Origin of the sequence: Aeromonas sp. Marseille-Q5825, assembly GCF_946892685.1 — a bacterium.
Classification (GTDB): domain Bacteria; phylum Pseudomonadota; class Gammaproteobacteria; order Enterobacterales; family Aeromonadaceae; genus Aeromonas; species Aeromonas rivipollensis.
In genome coordinates, this window is record NZ_CAMPOU010000006.1 from 56,428 (window position 1) to 75,085 (window position 18,658).

Annotated in this window: 17 protein-coding genes; 8 read left to right on the top strand and 9 right to left on the bottom strand. The window is 64.7% G+C overall.

Annotation, left to right across the window (positions count from 1 at the left end; genetic code table 11):
• Positions 1 to 61: 61 nt before the first annotated feature.
• The 5 genes from phnE to OC537_RS15175 form a co-directional block, all read right to left on the bottom strand.
• Complete coding sequence (gene phnE, locus OC537_RS15155; protein WP_410050482.1) at positions 62 to 1,600, bottom strand: phosphonate ABC transporter, permease protein PhnE; 1,539 nt, start codon at positions 1,598 to 1,600, stop codon at positions 62 to 64.
• The gene (locus tag OC537_RS15160; RefSeq protein ID WP_262112489.1) at positions 1,597 to 2,358 is read right to left on the bottom strand and encodes a phosphonate ABC transporter ATP-binding protein; all 762 of its coding nucleotides are present in this window, start codon (positions 2,356 to 2,358) and stop codon (positions 1,597 to 1,599) included. Before OC537_RS15160 ends, phnE begins: the two co-directional genes overlap by 4 nt.
• On the bottom strand, positions 2,355 to 3,200 hold the full coding sequence (locus tag OC537_RS15165; RefSeq protein ID WP_262112491.1) for a putative selenate ABC transporter substrate-binding protein: 846 nt from the start codon (positions 3,198 to 3,200) through the stop codon (positions 2,355 to 2,357). Before OC537_RS15165 ends, OC537_RS15160 begins: the two co-directional genes overlap by 4 nt.
• 123 nt (positions 3,201 to 3,323) lie before the next feature.
• Complete coding sequence (gene pncB / locus OC537_RS15170; protein WP_025328755.1) at positions 3,324 to 4,502, bottom strand: nicotinate phosphoribosyltransferase; 1,179 nt, start codon at positions 4,500 to 4,502, stop codon at positions 3,324 to 3,326.
• Between the two features lie 101 nt (positions 4,503 to 4,603).
• The gene (locus OC537_RS15175; protein ID WP_262112494.1) at positions 4,604 to 5,239 is read right to left on the bottom strand and encodes a nicotinamidase; all 636 of its coding nucleotides are present in this window, start codon (positions 5,237 to 5,239) and stop codon (positions 4,604 to 4,606) included.
• Positions 5,240 to 5,313: 74 nt separating this feature from the next.
• Between OC537_RS15175 and OC537_RS15180 the strand changes: the two genes are divergently transcribed.
• Positions 5,314 to 5,964, top strand: a complete 651-nt coding sequence (locus OC537_RS15180) for an NUDIX hydrolase (protein ID WP_111910828.1) — start codon at positions 5,314 to 5,316, stop codon at positions 5,962 to 5,964.
• Positions 5,961 to 6,446, top strand: coding sequence for a DUF523 domain-containing protein (locus tag OC537_RS15185; RefSeq protein ID WP_111910829.1), 486 nt, complete (start codon positions 5,961 to 5,963; stop codon positions 6,444 to 6,446). The genes OC537_RS15180 and OC537_RS15185 overlap by 4 nt, the downstream gene beginning before the upstream one ends.
• Here the strand turns inward: OC537_RS15185 and OC537_RS15190 are convergent.
• From OC537_RS15190 to OC537_RS15200, 3 genes are all read right to left on the bottom strand, one after another.
• Positions 6,389 to 7,336, bottom strand: coding sequence for an acyltransferase (locus OC537_RS15190; protein ID WP_262112495.1), 948 nt, complete (start codon positions 7,334 to 7,336; stop codon positions 6,389 to 6,391). The two genes, OC537_RS15185 and OC537_RS15190, sit on opposite strands and share 58 nt — an antisense overlap.
• Positions 7,337 to 7,345: 9 nt before the next feature.
• Positions 7,346 to 8,245 carry an acyltransferase gene (locus OC537_RS15195; RefSeq protein ID WP_163137468.1) on the bottom strand — a complete coding sequence of 300 codons (900 nt, stop codon included), beginning with the start codon at positions 8,243 to 8,245 and terminating at the stop codon, positions 7,346 to 7,348.
• 121 nt (positions 8,246 to 8,366) lie between these two features.
• Positions 8,367 to 9,884, bottom strand: a complete 1,518-nt coding sequence (locus tag OC537_RS15200) for a YifB family Mg chelatase-like AAA ATPase (protein WP_262112498.1) — start codon at positions 9,882 to 9,884, stop codon at positions 8,367 to 8,369.
• A gap of 383 nt (positions 9,885 to 10,267) precedes the next feature.
• Between OC537_RS15200 and ilvG the strand changes: the two genes are divergently transcribed.
• The 6 genes from ilvG (at position 10,268) to ompA (ending at position 18,138) form a co-directional block, all read left to right on the top strand.
• Positions 10,268 to 11,914, top strand: coding sequence for an acetolactate synthase 2 catalytic subunit (gene ilvG / locus OC537_RS15205; RefSeq protein ID WP_262112500.1), 1,647 nt, complete (start codon positions 10,268 to 10,270; stop codon positions 11,912 to 11,914).
• Positions 11,911 to 12,189 (top strand): acetolactate synthase 2 small subunit, encoded by a 279-nt coding sequence (gene ilvM / locus OC537_RS15210; protein WP_106885470.1) that lies wholly within the window; start codon positions 11,911 to 11,913, stop codon positions 12,187 to 12,189. Before ilvG ends, ilvM begins: the two co-directional genes overlap by 4 nt.
• Positions 12,190 to 12,201: 12 nt before the next feature.
• Positions 12,202 to 13,146, top strand: coding sequence for a branched-chain amino acid transaminase (locus tag OC537_RS15215; protein WP_262112504.1), 945 nt, complete (start codon positions 12,202 to 12,204; stop codon positions 13,144 to 13,146).
• Positions 13,147 to 13,296: 150 nt separating this feature from the next.
• Positions 13,297 to 15,138, top strand: coding sequence for a dihydroxy-acid dehydratase (ilvD, locus tag OC537_RS15220; RefSeq protein WP_262112508.1), 1,842 nt, complete (start codon positions 13,297 to 13,299; stop codon positions 15,136 to 15,138).
• Positions 15,139 to 15,239: 101 nt separating this feature from the next.
• Positions 15,240 to 16,772 carry a threonine ammonia-lyase, biosynthetic gene (gene ilvA / locus OC537_RS15225; RefSeq protein WP_262112510.1) on the top strand — a complete coding sequence of 511 codons (1,533 nt, stop codon included), beginning with the start codon at positions 15,240 to 15,242 and terminating at the stop codon, positions 16,770 to 16,772.
• A 235-nt stretch (positions 16,773 to 17,007) separates the two neighbouring features.
• On the top strand, positions 17,008 to 18,138 hold the full coding sequence (ompA, locus tag OC537_RS15230) for a porin OmpA (RefSeq protein ID WP_262112512.1): 1,131 nt from the start codon (positions 17,008 to 17,010) through the stop codon (positions 18,136 to 18,138).
• Positions 18,139 to 18,191: 53 nt separating this feature from the next.
• On the opposite strand, the gene OC537_RS15235 is transcribed toward ompA, so the two are convergent.
• Positions 18,192 to 18,587 (bottom strand): HPP family protein, encoded by a 396-nt coding sequence (locus OC537_RS15235; RefSeq protein WP_262113276.1) that lies wholly within the window; start codon positions 18,585 to 18,587, stop codon positions 18,192 to 18,194.
• Between the last annotated feature and the right edge of the window lie 71 nt (positions 18,588 to 18,658).

Consider the following 18,658-nt stretch of genomic DNA (forward strand, 5'->3'; position numbering starts at 1 on the left):
TGTTTTTACCCTCGTCAGAGCCTGCCGTCTCGCCGGGCAAGGCGGACGGATCGAGCCAGATTCAGATCTGGCAGTCCCGCTGGGAGGGCGCTGGCCGCGGCAACCGGGTGCGGCGGCTGATGGCCTCCGCCAGCCAGACCAGCAGCAAGATGGCCAGGATCAGGGTGGCCGCCTGATCGTAACGGAACAGGCTGAGGGACACATAGAGCTGCTGCCCCAGCCCGCCGGCGCCCACCACCCCGAGTATGGTGGCGGCGCGCAGGTTCATCTCGCCGCGATAGAGGCTGTAGGCCAGCCACTGGCGTGACACCAGCGGGAACAGGCCGTACCAGAAGCTGGCGATGCGACCGGCGCCGCTCAGCTGCAGGGCGAGGCGGGGGGCCTGATCCGCATTCTCCAGCGTCTCCACGAACAGCCGCGCCAGCACGCCCGTGGTATGCAGAGTGAGCGCCAGTATGCCCGCCACCGGCCCCAGCCCGACCGCGATCACCAGCAGACTGGCGAAGATGAGCTCGGGCACGGAGCGCAGCAGGTTGAACAGCAGTCGCAGCGGCCAGCAGTGCCGGGCGAGGCTGGCCAGCGGCAGCGCCAGCAGGGCGCTCAGCAGTGTACTCAGCAGCGCCATCTGTACCGTATCAAGCAGGCCGGTGGCCACCGTCAGCAGGAAGGGCGCCGACCAGTCCGGTTGCAGAAACTCGCCGACAAACTGCCCAAGCCCGCCGAAGGAGAAGCTCAGCATGCGCCAGTCGAGCTGGTGGAACGCCATGGCGCCGGCCAGCCCCAGGCAGGCCAGCAGTTGCAGGCCGGGGGAGCGGCTGTGGCGCAGCCAGGCGCTGAGGCCATCCGCCAGGGTCACCAGCAGGATAAAGGCCAGCAGCAGGGTGACCACCTCGCCACCGGCAAACATGCGCAGGGAGAGTTCGAGCTGCTGGCCGAGCCCGCCGGCGCCGACGAAGCCCATGATGACGGAGGCGCGCAGGGCGCACTCCCAGCGATAGATGGTGTAGGAGAGCAACTCCTGGCGCACCGCAGGCAGCACGCCATACCAGAGCGCCTGCAGGCGGCCGCTGCCACTGAGCAGCAGGGCGCGGGCCGGTTGCAGGGCGCCGCTCTCCATGATCTCGTTGTAGACCTTGGCCAACATGCCGCCGTAGCTGACGGCGATGGCCAGGATGGCGGCCAGGGGCCCGAGCCCGGACAGGCGCACGAACAGCAGCGCCCAGATGAGCTCGGGCAGGCTGCGCAGCAGGATGGCGATGAGTCGGCTGAGGGCCCGCAAGGCGCCGCGCAGCGGGCTGGGAACCGGCCCCAGCTCGGCCAGCGACAGGGCACGGGAGCCGAGCAGGGCGAACGGAACGCCGAGCACCAGGGCACCGGCCAGCCCAAGTGTGGCGACAGCCAGGCTCTCCAGGGCAGCGCTCAGGGTCAGGGCGAGGAAGTCAGCATCCAGCCGGGGTGGCCAGCTGGTGGCGAGGAAGTTGCCCATCTGCCGCCAGCTCTGGCCGTCGAACAGACCGAGCCAGCCCTCGGCATGCTGCCACAGGCTGAAGCCGATCAGCGCCAGCAGCCAGGGCAGGGGATGGCGCCAGCGATCCGTCAGCCCAGGCACGCATCCACCTCGTCGTCGCCGGCGTAGAGCGCGCTCAGCATGGCCGGGGTGACCGCCTGGGCGGGGCAGTCGAACTGCACCCGTCCCTCGCGCAGGCCTATGATGCGGGGGAAGCGCTCGAGCGCCAGTTCGACCGCATGCAGGTTGGCGATGAGCGTGCTGCCCCGGGCGCGGGCCTGGGCCAGCAGGGCGTCCAGGCTGCTGCGGGCGAGCACGGGATCGAGGGCGGAGACAGGCTCATCGGCCAGGATCAGATCCGGCTGCTGATAGAGCACCCGGGCGATGCCGACCCGCTGCAACTGGCCGCCGGAGAGCTCGCCGCAGTGCTGCTGCCACTTGTCGGCGAGGCCGAGGCGGGCCAGTTCGGCCCGTGCACCGTCCGGGTCGCAGGGGCGCAGCAGCGAGAGCAGGGCGCGGCCGAGGGACCACTGGCCGAGTCTGCCAGCCAGCACGGCGGTCATCACAGGCTGGGAGGTGGGCAGGGGCGGCTGCTGCCAGACCATGCCGATCCGGCTGCGCAGCCGCTGGCGGGTCCGGGTGGAGAGGGCCCAGGGATCCTGTCCCCAGAGGGCAAGCTTCCCCTCGCCGCGCAGCTCGGTGCCGAGCAGGCGCAGCAGGCTGGTCTTGCCCGCGCCGCTCGGCCCTATGATGGCGACACACTCCCCCGCCTCGATCTGCAGGCGAAGCGGATGCAGTATGCGGCTCTGGCCGATCTGCAGCCCAGCCCCGCTCAGTGCAACGGCGATCACTTCAGCAGACCGGCCTGGGTTGCGGCGGCTTCTATGCCCTGATAGTTCTCGGGCTTGGTCTCGATGAAGCGGCTGGCTCGTTGCAGCTTGAGGATCTCGGCCTGGGCCGGGACGGCGGGATCCAGCTTGAGGAAGGCCTGCTTGATCTTCTCCTGCAGCGCCGGATCCAGGTCGCCGCGCACCGTCCAGTTGTAATCAAAGTAGGTCGGCGTGGTCCAGATCACCTTCACCTTGGCGGTATCGACCTTGCCCTCTTCCACCAGCTTGTCCCACACGGAGGCGTTGAGCGCACCGGCCGGCACCTTGCCGGAGGCGACCCAGGCGACGGTGGCGTCGTGGGCGCCGGAGAAGGCGACATGGGCGAAGTCACGCTCCGGGTTGATCCCCTGCTCGGCCAGGAAGTGGCGCGGCATCAGGTGGCCCGAGGTGGAAGAGGGGGAACCGAACGCGAAGTCCTTGCCCTTGGTGTCGGCCAGGGTCTTGATGCCGCTGTCCGCGTTGGCGATGAACTTGGAGGTGAACTGGGCATCTTCCTGGCGTTGGACCAGCGGCACCACCTTGTCGGCACGGCGATGGGCCTGCACATAGGTGAAGCCCCCGAGCCAGGCCATGTCCAGCTTACCGGCGGCCAGCGCCTCGACCACGGCGGCGTAATCGTTGACCGGCACGAACACCACCTCGCGGCCTGTCTGCTCGGCCAGGTAGTCACCCAGCGGGGCAAACTTGCGCTGCAGCTCGGTGGGGGCCTCGTCCGGGATGGCGGATACCCGCAACGGCTCGGCGGCGGTGGCGCCCAGGCTGGCCAGCAGGGTGGTGAGGGCAAATATCCATTTAGAGGTCATGGGCAGTTCCTTGTGGTCTGTCGTTCGGGCAAGAGAAAGGCCCGACACCAGTCGGACCTTGCAAGAGGGTCATGGTAGGGGGCCTGCGGCGCTCTGCGCAAGATGGCCCCTCAAAAAGGCGTGTCACACCCCGACGTGGAAGGCCTGCTTGAGGTTGCGGATGAAGTCCGCGTCACGGCACAGGGTCTTGCCCGGGCTGTCGGAGATCTTGGCAACAGGGCCGCCGTTGCACTCCATCAGCTTGAAGACGATGTTCATCGGGCTGACGCCGGGCAGATCGCAGGTGAGCTTGGTGCCGATGCCGAAGCTGGTGTTGATGCGGCCACGGAAGTGACGAAATAGCTCGACGGCCTTGTCGAGGTTGAGGCCGTCGGAGAAGACCAGCGTCTTGTCTTTGGGATCTATGCCGAGCCGCTGGTAGTGGCTGATGGCCTTCTCGCCCCACACCACGGGGTCACCGGAGTCGTGGCGCAGTCCCTGATAGCGGCTGGCCAGCTCGAAATCGAAGTCGCGCAGGAAGGCATCCATGGTGATGCAGTCGGTCAGGGCTATGCCCAAATGGTTGGTGAACTCGTCAAGCCAGCTGATGAGGGCCGCGCGCTGACTGTGTTCCAGCGGGAAGCCGAGCTGCTGGTGGGCCTGGAACCACTCGTGGGCCTGGGTGCCCACCGCCGGTAGCCGGTACTTCTGGGCCAGCTGGTAGTTGCTGGTGCCCCGAAATGCCGGCAGGCGCTCCTTGAGGCGGCCCACCACGGCATCCTGCACGGCATGGGAGAAGCGGCGGCGGGTGCCGAAGTCGATGAGGTTGAAATCCTGCATCTCCTCGGGGCTGAGTTCCCGCTCCAGCTTGTCGATCTTCTGGTCCAGCCGTGCCAGGGCATGGCTCACCCCGAACTGGGGATAGCGGAAGCGGTTGCGCATCTCGCTGATGATGGCGAGCACAGGGATCTCCCACAGGATCACGTCCTGCCAGGGTCCCTCGACCCGCACATTGATGCGGCCATCCTGCTCGAACACCTTGAGCAGGGAGGCATCCAGCGGCTTGCGGCGCAGGTGATCGAGGTAATCGGCGGTGAAGAAGGGGCGCTCGGCCAGGAAATCGAGTTCGGAGCCGGTCAGGCGCAGGGAGCCGGCGAGGCGCAGTTGCTCCTCGATCTCGCCCATCATGGGCAGCAGATCTTCCTCGTTGCGGCTGTGAAACTCGGCCACCACCTCGGCATCCGGGTAGCGATGGAACACCGCCTGCTGCATATGCAGCTTGTAGGCGTCTGTGTCGAGCAGGCTGGTGAGGATAGGGGGCATATCAGGCTCCTCGCAGACGGGTGAGCACGATGACGTGCCCTTGCTGCATAGGTAAGGTGCAGGCGCCGGTATCGAGTTGGCGGGTGAGGATCGGCGACATATCAGGCGTCCAGCAGGCGTTGTACATCGATCAGGGTCTGGGCCAGTTCAGCACCCGCCTCGATCATCTGGGTGTGGGCGCTGGCAACCGTCTCGGGCGCTATGCCACGGCAGGCATCGAGGTGCACTATGACTCGCAGACCGGCACGGCGCAGCTGCAGCACGCTGGTCTTGACGCAGTAGTCGGTGGCGAGGCCGCCGACCAGCACGGTATCGACGCTCCGTGCTTGCAGGAATTCGATAAGCCCTGTGCTGCGCCGCTCAGCCAGGTCATGGTAACAGGCGCCATAGGGATGCAGATCCGGCTCGACCCCCTTCCAGACGAAGAAGTCATAGTCGACGGGGGCGGGCAGGCCATCGAGCAGCTCGAAGCCAGGGGTGCCCGGTACGCAATGGGTCGGCCAGGTGAGATCGGCGTTGGGCAGGTCCAGCGGTTGCAGCATGGCGGCGGGGGTTGTCACCACCCAGGCGGCGTTCGCGGGGTGGGCGTCCTTGCTGCCGATCCGCAGGCTGGCGAGGGCGGCTTGCGCGTTGAGAGCGGCCACTATGTCAGCCCCGCCCGCGACGGGCAGCTCGTTCGGGCAGAGGGGGGTAAAGCCCTTCTGCGCATCTATATCCAGGCTGGCGATGGTTCCCATGGGTGGCTCCTGCACATAATATTCTTGTGATATTATCTACCAAACATTATTAGAAGGCGAGCAGGTCGACCAGGATGCCGAGAATGAGTCTGGATATGGTGGTGCTGCGGTTGAACGAGGAGCGGCTCGAGCTGCTCCTCGAGACCCGGGATCGCCCCCCCTTTAGCCACTGCTGGCAGTTGCCGGCCCTGCGCATCGACGAGACCCGGGATCGGGATCTGGATGCCGCCCGCCATCGCCTGCTGGGGGAGTGGGGGCTGGGTCATTGCTACAGCGAGCAGGTCTGTACCCTCGGCAATCTGGAACGGGATCCCCGTGGCTGGTCCACCACCCTCGTCTATCTGTGTCTGGTGGAGCCGGAGGCGGAGGCTGTGCGAGGGCATTGGCACCCGCTCTCGGCCCTGCCTGGCCTCGACCTTGCCTTCGATCACGGCCAGCTGGTCGCCATGGGACTGGAGCGGCTGCGCATCAAGAGCCGCTACAGCACACTGCCGCTGCAACTGCTGGGGGCCGAGTTCACCCTTTCGGAGGTGCAGCGGGCCTTCGAGATAGTCCTGCAGACCCCCATGAACACGGCGGCGTTTCGCAAGCGGATCCATCGTGCCGACATCCTGGTGGATACCGGCCGCAAGCGTACCGGCAAGCAGCGTCCCGCCATCCTCTACCGGCTGGAGAGCCCCTGCTGCGTGATGTTCGATCAGGTGATGCATGGAGCGGAAGCATGAATAAAGCGCCGCCCCGGGTACTGGTCAGCGCCTGCCTGCTGGGTCAGCCGGTACGCTACGACGGCCAGAGCAAGGGGATAGTCAGCGACTGGCTGAATGCGCTGGGGGCCGAGGGGAGGGCGCTGGCGTTCTGCCCCGAGGTGGCGGGCGGCTTGCCGACCCCGCGTCCGCCCGCCGAGCGGCAGGGTGAGCTTGTGGTAACCGAGAGCGGGCTGGATGTGACGGCCGAGTTCGATCGCGGCGCCGAGCTGGCGCTCGGGCTCTGCCTGGCGCAGGGCATTCGCTTTGCCCTGCTCAAGGAGGGGAGCCCCTCCTGCGGCAGTGGCCGCATCTACAACGGCCGCTTCGAAGGCGTTTCCATGGCGGGTGAGGGCAAGACCACGGCCCTGCTGCGCCGTCACGGCATTCAGGTGTTCAGCGAGGATCAGTTGCCAGAGCTGGCTCTGGCACTCTCCCTGGCGGCCACCGCAGCGGGCTCCTGAGCTCGCTGCCACCCTTCCAATACCTCGTCCTTTTCCTGCCAGCGCTGGTTCAGCCACGCCTGAAAACCGCGCTTGAACTGCTTGTCGTTGAAGTAGTCACCCACCAGCGCCTCATCCACCGGCAGCTCCTCGATGCGCACCTGAATGCGCTTCATCCGCCCCATCAGGAAGTCCTTGAACGGCGTTTCGCTGTTGTCCGGGTAGCGGATGGTGACGTTGATCAGGCTGTCGAACTGCTCCCCCATGGCGGCCAGCGTGAAGGCGAGCCCCGCCGCCTTGGGCGGCATCAGGTGGCGGTGGCGGGATCGGGTCGCCTCTCGCTTTTCCTCGGTGAAGCGGGTCCCCTCCACAAAGTTGATGACTGTGGTGGGGATGTGGCGAAACTTCTCGCAGGCGTTGCGGGTGGTCTCTATGTCCTTGCCCCTCAGGTGCGGATTGCGCAGCAAAAACTCCCGTGAGTAGCGACGCATAAAGGGCATGTCTAGCCCCCAGCAGGCGAGCCCCAGCAGCGGTATGTAGATGAGCTCGTGCTTCATGAAGAACTTGGGCACCGGCAGCCGGTCGCGGAACAGGTGGCCCAGCACCACTATGTCGGTCCAGCTCATGTGGTTGCTGATGATGAGGTACCAGCCATCCTTGCGCAGCCGGGTGTCATCCTCGAGCTGCCAGTCGATGCGGGTGGTGAGGCGGATCACCAGGGCGTTGCAACCCAGCCACAGCCTCATGAAGCCATTGTTGAGCCGGCTGCAGGCGCGGCCAAAGGCCGGAATCGGCAACAGCAATTTCGCCAGGGAGACCAGCAGGATCAGGCTGGCGCACAGGGCGGTGAACAATATGGTCAGGCCGGCGCTGATGAACAGCACCAGGGGGCCGGGGAGCAGGCTTAGCATGGGCGTCGTTTACTGCGTCTTGTCCGCCAGCAGCTGGTTCAGGGTCTGGTCTTTCTCGCGCCAGATCCCGTTCAGCCACTGTTGAAACTCTTGTTGGAACTCGGGGTCATTGAAGTAATCCCCCACCAGATTGCGTTCGATCGGCAGAAAGCGGACCCGAACCTTGATCTCCTTGACCCGACCGCACATGAAGTCCCAGTAGCTTGGGATGCCGCCTGGATAGGCGATGGTCACATCCACCAGCTTGTGCAGTTGATCCCCCATGGCCGCCAGGGTGAAGGCGATGCCGCCAGCCCTCGGGTGCAGGAGGTGGCGATAGGGGGCACCCTGTTTGTCGTGCTTGTGGGTGGTGAAGCGGGTGCCCTCTACGAAGTTCATCACACTCACCGGAATGTGGCGGAACTTGGCACAGGCCTTGCGCGTCGTTTCTATGTCTTTTCCCTTCAGATGCGGCTTCTTTTCCAGCAAGCTGCGTGAATATCGCCGCATGAAGGGGAAGTCCAGCGCCCACCAGGCCAGACCGAGAAAAGGTACCCAAATCAGTTCTTTCTTGAGGAAAAACTTCAGGAAGGGAATTTTTTGATTAAAAATCCGCTGCAGTACCAGTATGTCGACCCAGGATTGATGGTTGGCAACCACCATATACCACTCATTCCGGCGTCCTTTGTCCACTCCGACCACCTCGAAAGGGGTTCTGATGATGGTTTTCTGGATCAGATTGTTGAAACCTATCCAGCAGCTGGCACAGCCGTCCAGCAGGGCGTTGCAGAGGGTACGCCAGCCCTTGAGCGGCAGCAGCAGCTTGATGAGGCCGAGCAGCAGTATGGGGACAAACCAGAAGAGGGTGTTGAGGAAATAGAGCAGGGTCGAGAGGCAGCCGCGCAGCCGCTCTATCAGCTTGTTGTGCATGAATCGGATCCGTTTTCGTGTCTGTGGGTGGCAACCAAGTGGTCAGATCTGTGGCCATAATATCAGCCGATCCGGCGCTAGACCATGGATGCACCGCACAGACGCCGGGATCTCCTGGCCCTCACTGGCCGCTGCGCAGCCGCGACAGCAGCCTGTCCATGGCGCGATAACCGAGCGCCTCGATAAGATGTTCCTTCTCGATGACGGGGCGCCCCGCCAGATCCGCTATGGTGCGCGACACCCGCAAAATGCGGTGCCAGGCCCGGATGCTGAGCCCCAGCTTCTGGATGGCGCTCTCCAGAAATTCGGCATCTTGTGGCGATAGTCGGCAAATATCCTCTATCTCGCGACTATCAAGCAGGTTGTTGAGCTTGCCATTGCGGCTTTGCATTCGCTCCCGCGCCGCCAATACCCGGTCGCGGATCTGCCGACTTGACTCTCCCCGCTCCACCTTGCCAGTCAGGCTCCCCTTGGGCAGCAGCGGCACCTCCACCGTCAGATCGAAACGGTCGAGGAAGGGGCCTGAGAGCTTGCCGAGGTAGCGCAGTATCTGATCCGGGCTGGAGCGGGTCTGGCCGTCCCCATAGTGGCCACAGGGGCTGGGGTTCATGGCACCCACCAGCTGGAAGCGGGCGGGGAAATCCACCTGGCGGGCGGCGCGGCTGATGGTGATGTGACCCGTCTCCAGCGGCTCTCGCAGTGAGTCGAGCACCTTGCGCTCGAACTCGGGCAGCTCGTCGAGAAACAGCACACCATTGTGGGCCAGGGATATTTCCCCCGGCCGCGGGTGGCTGCCACCCCCCACCAGGGCCACCGCCGAGGCGCTGTGATGGGGCGTGCGATAGGGCCTGTGATGCCAGTGGCCGGCGCGGGGGGTGAGGCCGCCGATGGAGTGGATGGCGGCGGTCTGCTGTGCCTCTTGCTCGCTGAGCGGCGGCAGTATGCCGGGCAGGCGGCTTGCCAGCATGCTCTTGCCGGTGCCGGGCGGGCCAATGAACAGCAGGTTGTGGCTGCCCGCGGCGGCGATTTCCAGCGCCCGCTTGGCCTGGGACTGGCCGATCACATCCTGCAGATCCGGCACATCGGGCAGGGCGTCCGTGGTCTGGGGCTCCGGCAGGGGCAGCTCGTACTGACCCGCCAGCCAGGCGGTGACGGCCAGCAGCTGGTGGGCGGTGCGCACCTCTGCATCCTGGATGAGGGAGGCCTCGGGGCCGTTCTCTCGCGGTACCAGCAGGGTGCGACCCGCATCGCGGCAGGCGAGCACGGCGGGCAGCACCCCGAGCACGGGACGGATCTCGCCGGTCAAGGCAAGCTCCCCTAAAAATTCATGATCGAGCAGGTATGTTGCCGGTATCTGCTTTGAAGCGGCGAGAATGCCAATGGCGATGGCCAGATCGAAACGGCCTCCCTCCTTGGGCAGGTCGGCGGGGGCCAGATTGACCGTGATGTGCTTGGAGGGAAACTCGAAATTGCCGTTTAGCAGGGCACTGCGCACCCGATCCCGTGACTCCTTCACCGACGTTTCCGGCAATCCCACCATGTTGAAGGCGGGCAGTCCGTTGGATAAATGAACTTCCACCGTGACTTGCGGCGCCGCGATCCCCAGGCTGGCACGGCTATAAACCACAGCTAATGACATAAATCCCGTCCTTGGTTTGATGTATGTGCTGGTTAACCGTTTTTTATTAGTTTTTTGTTCCAGAGAGCAGCTTGCTGATCAGTCAAAATCAGAGTCTTGTCAGGTAAAAAATGCTTGCCCAATAAAAATCACCATGCTAGTTCTAATAGCCATTCGCGGTGCAAATCGCCCCCATTTCACAGGATTTCCGGTTGTAACTATGAACATGGCCTCCCGTTTCGTCAGCATTATTGTGGTCCTAGTGGTGATTATTATCTCACCGCTCGGGGCTCGTTTAGCTGCACGGAACAAGGGATAGACCCACCACCGGACAGAACGAAACAAGCGACCCCCGAGCCTCACGGCCCGGGGGTTTTTTTTCGACCAAAGGACAGGATTTCCACATGAACGGCGCGCAGTTTTTGGTACAGGCTCTCAAGAAACAGGGTGTGACCCAGGTGTTTGGTTACCCGGGCGGGGCCATCATGCCGGTCTATGACGCCCTGTATGACGGTGGCCTGGCCCATCAGCTCTGCCGTCACGAGCAGGGGGCCGCATTGGCCGCCGTGGGTTATGCCCGCGCCTCCGGTCAGGTGGGGGTCTGCATCGCCACCTCGGGCCCGGGCGCCACCAACCTGGTGACCGGCCTGGCGGAGGCGCTGCTCGATTCCGTGCCGCTGGTCGCCATCAGCGGTCAGGTCGCCTGCGCCGCCGTGGGTACCGATGCGTTTCAGGAGGTCGACGTGCTCGGCATGTCCCTCTCCTGCACCAAGCACTCCTTCATGGTCACAGACCCCGCCGATCTGGGTCGGGTGCTGGCGGAAGCCTTCGCCATCGCCACCGAGGGGCGTCCGGGTCCTGTGCTCATCGACTTTCCCAAGGATGTGCAGCTTGCCGCCGTGCCGGCCCAGAGCCCGCTGTTTGCGGTGGAGGAGCCAGAGCCCCTCAATCCGGCCGAGCTGACCCTGGCCCGCACCCTGCTGGCCGCTGCCGAGCGCCCCGTGCTCTACGTCGGGGGCGGGGTGGGCATGGCCAACGCTGAGCAGCAACTGCGCGACTTTGCCGCCGTCACCGGTATGCCTGCGGTCACCACCCTCAAGGGGATAGGCGCGCTCGACCCCGACAGCCCCGTCTACCTCGGCATGCTCGGCATGCACGGCACCAAGGCCGCCAACTATGCGGTGCAGCAGTGCGACCTGCTGCTGGTGGTGGGCGCCCGTTTCGATGACCGGGTGACCGGCAAGCTGGAGGAGTTCGCCCCCGAGGCCAGGGTGATCCACCTGGACGTGGATGCCGCCGAGTTCGGCAAACGCCGCGCCGCCGACGTGGGCATCACCACGGATCTCAAACGGGTGTTGCCCGCCCTGGCCATGGCGCTGCCGATCGATCCCTGGCGTGAGCACTGCGCCGCCATGGCCCGCGAGTATGCCTTCCGCTACGACCATCCCGGCCAGCCCATCTATGCTCCGGCCCTGCTCAAGCAGCTCTCGGCACGGCTGCCCGAGACCAGCGTGGTGGCCTGCGACGTGGGTCAGCACCAGATGTGGGTTGCCCAGCACATGCGCTTCACCAGCCCGCGCAATCACCTCTCCAGCGCAGGTCTTGGCACCATGGGCTTTGGCCTGCCCGCCGCCATCGGCGCCAAGATGTCGCGCCCGGATGACGAGGTGGTACTGGTGAGCGGTGACGGCTCCTTCATGATGAATGTGCAGGAGCTCGGCACCATACGCCGGGCCCAGCTCAAGGTGAAGATGGTGCTGATCGACAATCAACGTCTCGGCATGGTGCGCCAGTGGCAAGAGCTGTTCTTCGACGGCCGTTACAGCGAGACCATACTCTCCGACAACCCGGATTTCATTGCCCTGGCCGCTGCCTTCGGCATCCCGGGCGAGACCATCACATGCAAGGAGCAGATAGCCGGTGCCCTCGATCGCCTGCTGGCAAGCGAGAGTGCCTACCTGCTGCATGTGGCCATTTCAGAGGAAGAAAACGTCTGGCCCCTGGTTCCGCCGGGAGTCGCCAACCACAAGATGATGGAGCAACGCCCATGAAGCAGCACAGCTTTCACCAACCCGGATTTGCGCAGCACACCCTGCATATTCACGCCCAGCCCAGACCCGAAGTGATGGAGCGGGTGCTGCGGGTGGTGCGGCACCGTGGCTTCGCTCTCTGCTCTCTGAACATGGAGCAGGATTGCCAACAGCTGCGGATCACGGTTACTGTCGAGTCGGAGCGTCCCATCCAGCAGTTGTGGAGCCAGCTGGTCAAGCTGGTGGACGTCTCCCGGGTCGATGCACTGGAACAGCAGCCCCGGATCAGCGCTTAAGGAGCCAAGCCAATGTCACAGCCTTCCCAATCTGCCACTCACCCCCAATACATCTGGTTTAACGGCAAACTGGTGCCCTGGCAGGATGCCCAGGTGCACGTCATGAGCCACGCCCTGCACTACGGCTCCTCGGTGTTCGAGGGGGTGCGCGCCTACGACACCCCCAGGGGGACCTGCATCTTCCGCCTGCAGGAGCACACCCGCCGCCTGTTCGACTCCGCCAAAATCTACTGGATGGACGTGCCCTACAGCGAATCCGAAGTGAATGAAGCCTGCCGCACAGTGGTGCGCGAGAACGGCCTCAAGAGCGGCTACCTGCGCCCGCTGGCCTTTGTCGGCAACGTGGGGCTGGGGCTGCATCCGCCGCTGGATGCCAAGGCGGATCTCATGGTCGCGGCCTTGCCCTGGGGCGCCTATCTGGGGGAAGAGGGGCTGAAAAACGGGGTGGATGTCTGTGTCACCTCCTGGAACCGGCTCGCCCCCAATACCATCCCCACCGGCGCCAAGGCGGGCGGCAACTACCTCTCGTCCCAGCTGATCAGCCGCGAGGCCAAGCGCAACGGCTTCGCCGAGGGGCTGGCGCTGGACGTGAACGGCTACCTGAGCGAAGGTGCGGGGGAGAACCTCTTCCTGGTGAAGAACGGCGTGATCTTCCCCCCGCCCGCCACTGCTGCCATCCTGCCCGGCATCACCCGCGACACCATAATGACGCTGGCCCGGGATCTCGGTTACGAGGTGCGCGAGCAGGCGCTGCCTCGGGAGGCGCTCTATGTGGCGGACGAGATATTTATGACCGGCACCGCCGCCGAGGTGACCCCGGTGCGCTCTGTGGATCGGATGACGGTGGGCGCCGGCAGCCGTGGCCCGGTGACCGAGCAGTTGCAGAATGCCTTCTTCGGCCTGTTCAACGGCCAGACCGAGGACAAATGGAACTGGCTCACCCCGGTCAACGACTGAGGAGTTGAGCGGGCGACCCGGTCGCCCGCTCATGTTTGGATTGGAGTCGGCTATGGCAAGGGCCCTATCCCTTGCCACAACCGATTTGAAGCGACAGCTTCGCACCATAAGTTTGCCCAGCCGGGCTCATGTATTCAGGGAGTAGAGACAATGCCGAAGTTGAGATCCGCCACCACCACCCACGGACGTAACATGGCCGGGGCCCGCGCCCTCTGGCGTGCCACCGGCATGACAGATCAGGATTTCGGCAAGCCCATCATAGCCGTGGTCAACTCCTTCACCCAGTTCGTGCCCGGTCACGTGCACCTCAAGGATCTCGGCCAGCTGGTGGCCCGGGAGATCGAGGCCGCCGGCGGCGTTGCCAAGGAATTCAACACCATAGCGGTCGATGACGGCATCGCCATGGGCCATGGCGGCATGCTCTATTCGCTGCCATCCCGCGAGCTTATCGCCGATTCTGTGGAGTACATGGTCAACGCCCACTGTGCCGACGCCATGGTTTGCATCTCCAACTGCGACAAGATCACCCCGGGGATGCTGATGGCCGCCCTGCGCATCAACATACCGGTGATCTTCGTCTCCGGCGGCCCCATGGAGGCGGGCAAGACCAAGCTGTCCGATCAGATCATCAAGCTGGATCTGGTGGACGCCATGATCCAGGGGGCTGACCCCAAGGTCTCAGACGCCCAGAGCGATCAGATAGAGCGCAGCGCCTGCCCTACCTGCGGCTCCTGCTCCGGCATGTTCACCGCCAACTCCATGAACTGCCTGACCGAGGCCCTGGGCCTCTCCCAGCCGGGCAACGGCTCCATGCTGGCGACCCACGCCGATCGGGAGCAGCTGTTCAAGCTGGCCGGTCAGCGCATCGTCGCTTTGGCCAATCGCTACTACCAGCAGGATGACGAGAGCGCCCTGCCGCGCAACATCGCCACCAGGGCGGCGTTCGAGAACGCCATGGCGCTGGACATCGCCATGGGCGGCTCCACCAATACGGTGCTGCACCTGCTGGCGGCGGCCCAGGAGGCCGGGGTGGACTTCACCATGGCCGACATCGACCGCATGTCCCGCAAGGTGCCCCAGCTGTGCAAGGTGGCGCCCTCCACCCAGAAGTACCACATGGAAGACGTGCACCGCGCCGGTGGCGTGGTGGCCATCCTGGGCCAGCTGGAAAGAGCCGGCCTGGTGCACGGGGATACCCGCAACGTGCTCGGTACCTCCCTGAGCGAATTGCTGGAGGCCTATGACGTCAGCCGTTGTGACGACAAGGCGGTGCACGACTTCTACCGCGCCGGCCCGGCCGGGATCCGCACCACCAAGGCATTCAGCCAGGATTGCCGCTGGCCCGAGCTGGATCTGGACCGGGCAGAAGGCTGCATCCGCTCCCTGGAGAATGCCTACAGCCTGGAAGGGGGCCTGGCCGTGCTCTCCGGCAACCTGGCCCTCAACGGTGCCATCGTCAAGACCGCCGGGGTGGATGACGAGAACCTCTGCTTCCGCGGCCCGGCCCGGGTGTTCGAGAGCCAGGACTCGGCGGTCGCAGGCATCCTGGACGGCACCGTCCAGGCCGGCGAGGTGGTGGTGATCCGCTACGAAGGGCCCAAAGGCGGCCCCGGCATGCAGGAGATGCTCTACCCCACCACCTATCTCAAGTCCATGGGGCTCGGCAAGGCCTGCGCCCTGATCACAGACGGTCGCTTCTCCGGTGGCACCTCTGGCCTCTCCATCGGTCACGTCTCCCCCGAGGCGGCCTCCGGCGGCACCATAGGCCTGGTGGAGGATGGTGACATCATCAACATCGACATCCCGGCCCGCAGCATGGTGCTGGAGGTGGCCGACAGCGTGCTGGCCGCTCGCCGCGCCGCAGTCGAGGCCCGTGGCTGGAAGCCGCTGAACCGTCAGCGTCAGGTCTCCTACGCCCTGCGCGCCTATGCCATGCTCGCCACCAGCGCAGATAAAGGCGCGGTGCGCGATTTAAGCAAGCTGGAGGAGTGATGATGAGCGCGACGACAAATCATTTATGCAAAGTGCTGCTCGCCTCCTCCTGTGCCGACAAAGGTGCGGTACGTGATTTAAGCAAGCTGGAGGAATAGGACATGGTTTCAGCGGCAGATTATCTACGCAAGGTGTTGCTCTCCCCCGTCTATGAGGCAGCGCGGGTGACCCCCTTGCAGAGCCTGAAAAAACTCTCCGAGCGACTCGGCAATCACGTGGCGCTCAAGCGTGAAGACTTGCAACCCGTGCACTCCTTCAAGCTGCGCGGCGCCTATCACAAGATCGCCACCCTGAGCGCCGAGCAGAAGGCGAACGGTGTGGTGGCCGCCTCGGCCGGCAACCATGCCCAGGGGGTGGCGCTGTCGGCCGCCAAGCTCGGCATCAAGGCCATCATAGTGATGCCCAAGACCACGCCGGACATCAAGATAGATGCGGTGCGTCGCCTGGGTGGCAACGTGCTGCTGTTTGGCAACAGCTTCGACGAGGCCTATGCCGAGAGCCGCCGCCTGTCAGAAACCGAGGGCTACACCTTGATACCGCCGTTCGACGACGTCGAGGTGATCGCGGGCCAGGGCACCATAGGCAAGGAGCTGCTGGAGCAGGACACCCACCTCACCCACGTCTTCGTGCCCGTGGGGGGCGGCGGCCTGGCCGCCGGGGTGGCTGTCTACATCAAGCAGCTGCTGCCGGATGTCAAGGTGATAGGGGTGGAAGCCGAGGGCTCCGCCTGCCTCAAGGCCGCCATGGAGGCCGGCGAGCCGGTCAACCTGGAGCGGGTCTCCCTGTTTGCCGACGGGGTGGCGGTCAGGCGCATTGGTGAGGAGACCTTCCGCCTGTGCAACCAGTATCTGGACGAGGTGGTGACCGTCTCCAACGATCAAATCTGCGCAGCGCTGAAAGACATCTTCGACGACTGCCGCGCCATCGCCGAGCCGTCGGGGGCCCTGTCCCTGGCCGGTCTCAAGGCCTACAGCGAGCGGGAGCAGGTCAAGGGCGGGCGGATGGCGGCCATCCTTTCCGGTGCCAACGTCAACTTCCACAGCCTGCGCTATGTGTCGGAACGCTGCGAGATCGGCGAGAAGCGCGAGGGCATGCTGGCGGTGACCATACCCGAGCGCAAGGGGGCCTTCCTCGACTTCTGCCGTCAGCTTGGGCCACGCATGGTGACCGAGTTCAACTACCGCTACGCGGATGCGGCCCAGGCCTCCCTGTTCGTCTCGGTGCGTCTCAGCGGGGGCGACGAGGAGCTCGGCCAGATCATCGATCAGCTCGGTGGCAACGGTTACCCCGTGGTCAACATGACAGAGAGCGAGCTGGCCAAGAACCACGTGCGCTACATGATTGGCGGCCGCCCGGCCCGGCCCCTCGGTGAGCGTCTCTACAGCTTCAAGTTCCCGGAGCAGCCGGGTGCCCTGATGCGCTTCCTCGAGACCCTGGGTTGTCGCTGGAACATCAGCCTGTTCCACTACCGCAACCACGGTGCCGACTATGGCCGGGTGCTCTGTGCCTTCGAGCTGCCGGACGAGGACGTGGCCGCTTTCCACGACTACCTGCGCGAGATTGGCTACGGCTGGAAGGAGGTCAGCGAGGATCCCGCCTACCGCCTGTTCCTGGCGAGCCAGGGCAGTCAGTGACGGCGGCTTGACCATCCCGCCCCGAGATGAAAACGAAGAGCCTGGCTCTTCGTTTTTTTATGGGCGCCCCGGGGTGTGCATCTGCCGATAATGTCGCCAATATCACACTCCTGAGTCCCTGGTCGTTTGAGGCTGGTTGCAGATGGGATAATCTGAGTGCGGGGCTTGGGTTCAGGGCCCCGTCAGGGAAGAGAGGCGCATCCGCGTCATAACAATTCATTGCAGGGGCTCATCCATGAACAGATCTATGCTCGCCGTCCTGATCGGCGCTCTGATGGCAACGGGGACGGTGCAGGCTGCCGCCCAGGACAACACCTGGTATGTCGGCGGCAAGGCCGGCTGGTCCAATTTTTACGGGGTGGATTACAACGCTCAGGTCGAAGAGCTGTTTGATGCGACCAGGGTGAACGAGAACAGCGATGATCTCGGGCTTGGGCTCTTCGCAGGCTACCAGGTCAACAGAAACCTGGCCGTCGAGCTCGGTTATGACTGGCTCGGCAAGTATCAGGTGGACAAGCACTACTCGGGCAATGGCGTTGATTTTGCACTAGATGGCGAGGCCAAGGCCCAGATGGTGCAGGCCACCATGAAGATCATCCTGCCTGCGACCTCAGCTCTGGATATCTACGGCCGCCTCGGGGGCGCCTACGCCTGGACCGAGAGCTCCCTCAACGTCAGGGCCAGCGATGGTACCAGCAGCCTTTCCGAGTCCCATGAGGGCAACAAGTATCACGGCGCCTCCTTTGTGGGGGCACTGGGCATCGAATACGCCATCGACAGGGATTGGGCCGCCCGCCTCGAATACCAGTACACCACCCCCCTCGGCAAGACCTCGCTGGAGGAATCCGGCATAGAGATGGACAATGGCCTGCTGTCGGTGGGCATGCTCTATCGCTTCGGTCAGGTCGGTGACGAGCCGGTGGCGCCGACGCCGGCTCCCGTACCTGAGCCAGCACCGGCCCCCGTGCTGGTAGAGAAGCAGTTCAGCCTGGACTCGGACGTCTTGTTTGAATTCAACAAGGCGACCCTGAAGCCGGCCGCGAGCCAGGCGCTGGACAGCCTGTTTGCCCAGATCCTGGCGGCCAACCCGAAAGACGGGGTGGCCACGGTGATCGGTCATACCGACCGGCTGGGATCCGATGCCTACAACCAGGCCCTTTCGGAGCAGCGTGCCCGCACAGTGGCCGACTACCTGATTGCCAAGGGGCTGTTTGCCGACAAGGTGCGGGCCGAGGGGCAGGGCGAGTCGTCACCGGTGACGGGGGGTAGCTGCCCGGATGGCGCCAAGGCGCAGATGATCGCCTGTCTGGCCCCGGATCGCCGGGTCGAGGTGCGGTTGACCGGGGTTTCCCAGGTCGCCGAATAAGCCGGAGCTGTCATGGGGTAAAAACAACGAGGGGGCCCAGGCCCCCTCGTCGATCATGGTGCCCCGAGCGGTCGGCTATTCAGCCAGCGGGCGCCGCGCCCCATGAGCACCAGGAGCAAGGCACCGGGCAGGACTGTCTCCCACAGAAAAGGCCAGGATTGCGCCGTGAGCAACACCAGCAGCGGATTGGCCCCGGCGGGGGGATGAATCAGCCCCAGGCCCTGCATCATGGCCACGGAGAGGCCCACGCCGAGGGCCAGCTTGAGCTCCATTGGCAGGGGCAGCAACTGCACCAGCAAGCCCAGGGTCGCCGACAGCAGGTGGCCCCCCAGCACGTTCTGCGGGCGGGCCAGCGGGCTCTGTGGCAGGGAGAAGAGCAGCACGCAGCTCGCCCCGAAGGGCGCCATCAGCAGGGTCAATTGCCAGCTCAGATCCAGCCAGCCAAGCAGAGCTATGGCCATGCTGGCGCCTGCGCCTGCCAGCAAGGCGGGTCTCCATTGTTTCATCTCCATCTTCTGTC

Excerpts from the sequence above, each read along its gene's own strand:
- OC537_RS15180 (WP_111910828.1), top strand. The coding sequence starts at position 5,314 with ATGCCGAGAATGAGTCTGGATATGGTGGTGCTGCGGTTGAACGAGGAG.
- OC537_RS15190 (WP_262112495.1), bottom strand. The coding sequence starts at position 7,336 with ATGCTAAGCCTGCTCCCCGGCCCCCTGGTGCTGTTCATCAGCGCCGGC.
- ompA (WP_262112512.1), top strand. The coding sequence starts at position 17,008 with ATGAACAGATCTATGCTCGCCGTCCTGATCGGCGCTCTGATGGCAACG.
- ilvA (WP_262112510.1), top strand. The coding sequence starts at position 15,240 with ATGGTTTCAGCGGCAGATTATCTACGCAAGGTGTTGCTCTCCCCCGTC.
- OC537_RS15215 (WP_262112504.1), top strand. The coding sequence starts at position 12,202 with ATGTCACAGCCTTCCCAATCTGCCACTCACCCCCAATACATCTGGTTT.
- pncB (WP_025328755.1), bottom strand. The coding sequence starts at position 4,502 with ATGCCCCCTATCCTCACCAGCCTGCTCGACACAGACGCCTACAAGCTG.
- OC537_RS15200 (WP_262112498.1), bottom strand. The coding sequence starts at position 9,884 with ATGTCATTAGCTGTGGTTTATAGCCGTGCCAGCCTGGGGATCGCGGCG.
- OC537_RS15165 (WP_262112491.1), bottom strand. The coding sequence starts at position 3,200 with ATGACCTCTAAATGGATATTTGCCCTCACCACCCTGCTGGCCAGCCTG.
- OC537_RS15185 (WP_111910829.1), top strand. The coding sequence starts at position 5,961 with ATGAATAAAGCGCCGCCCCGGGTACTGGTCAGCGCCTGCCTGCTGGGT.
- ilvD (WP_262112508.1), top strand. The coding sequence starts at position 13,297 with ATGCCGAAGTTGAGATCCGCCACCACCACCCACGGACGTAACATGGCC.
- ilvG (WP_262112500.1), top strand. The coding sequence starts at position 10,268 with ATGAACGGCGCGCAGTTTTTGGTACAGGCTCTCAAGAAACAGGGTGTG.
- OC537_RS15175 (WP_262112494.1), bottom strand. The coding sequence starts at position 5,239 with ATGGGAACCATCGCCAGCCTGGATATAGATGCGCAGAAGGGCTTTACC.
- ilvM (WP_106885470.1), top strand. The coding sequence starts at position 11,911 with ATGAAGCAGCACAGCTTTCACCAACCCGGATTTGCGCAGCACACCCTG.
- OC537_RS15195 (WP_163137468.1), bottom strand. The coding sequence starts at position 8,245 with ATGCACAACAAGCTGATAGAGCGGCTGCGCGGCTGCCTCTCGACCCTG.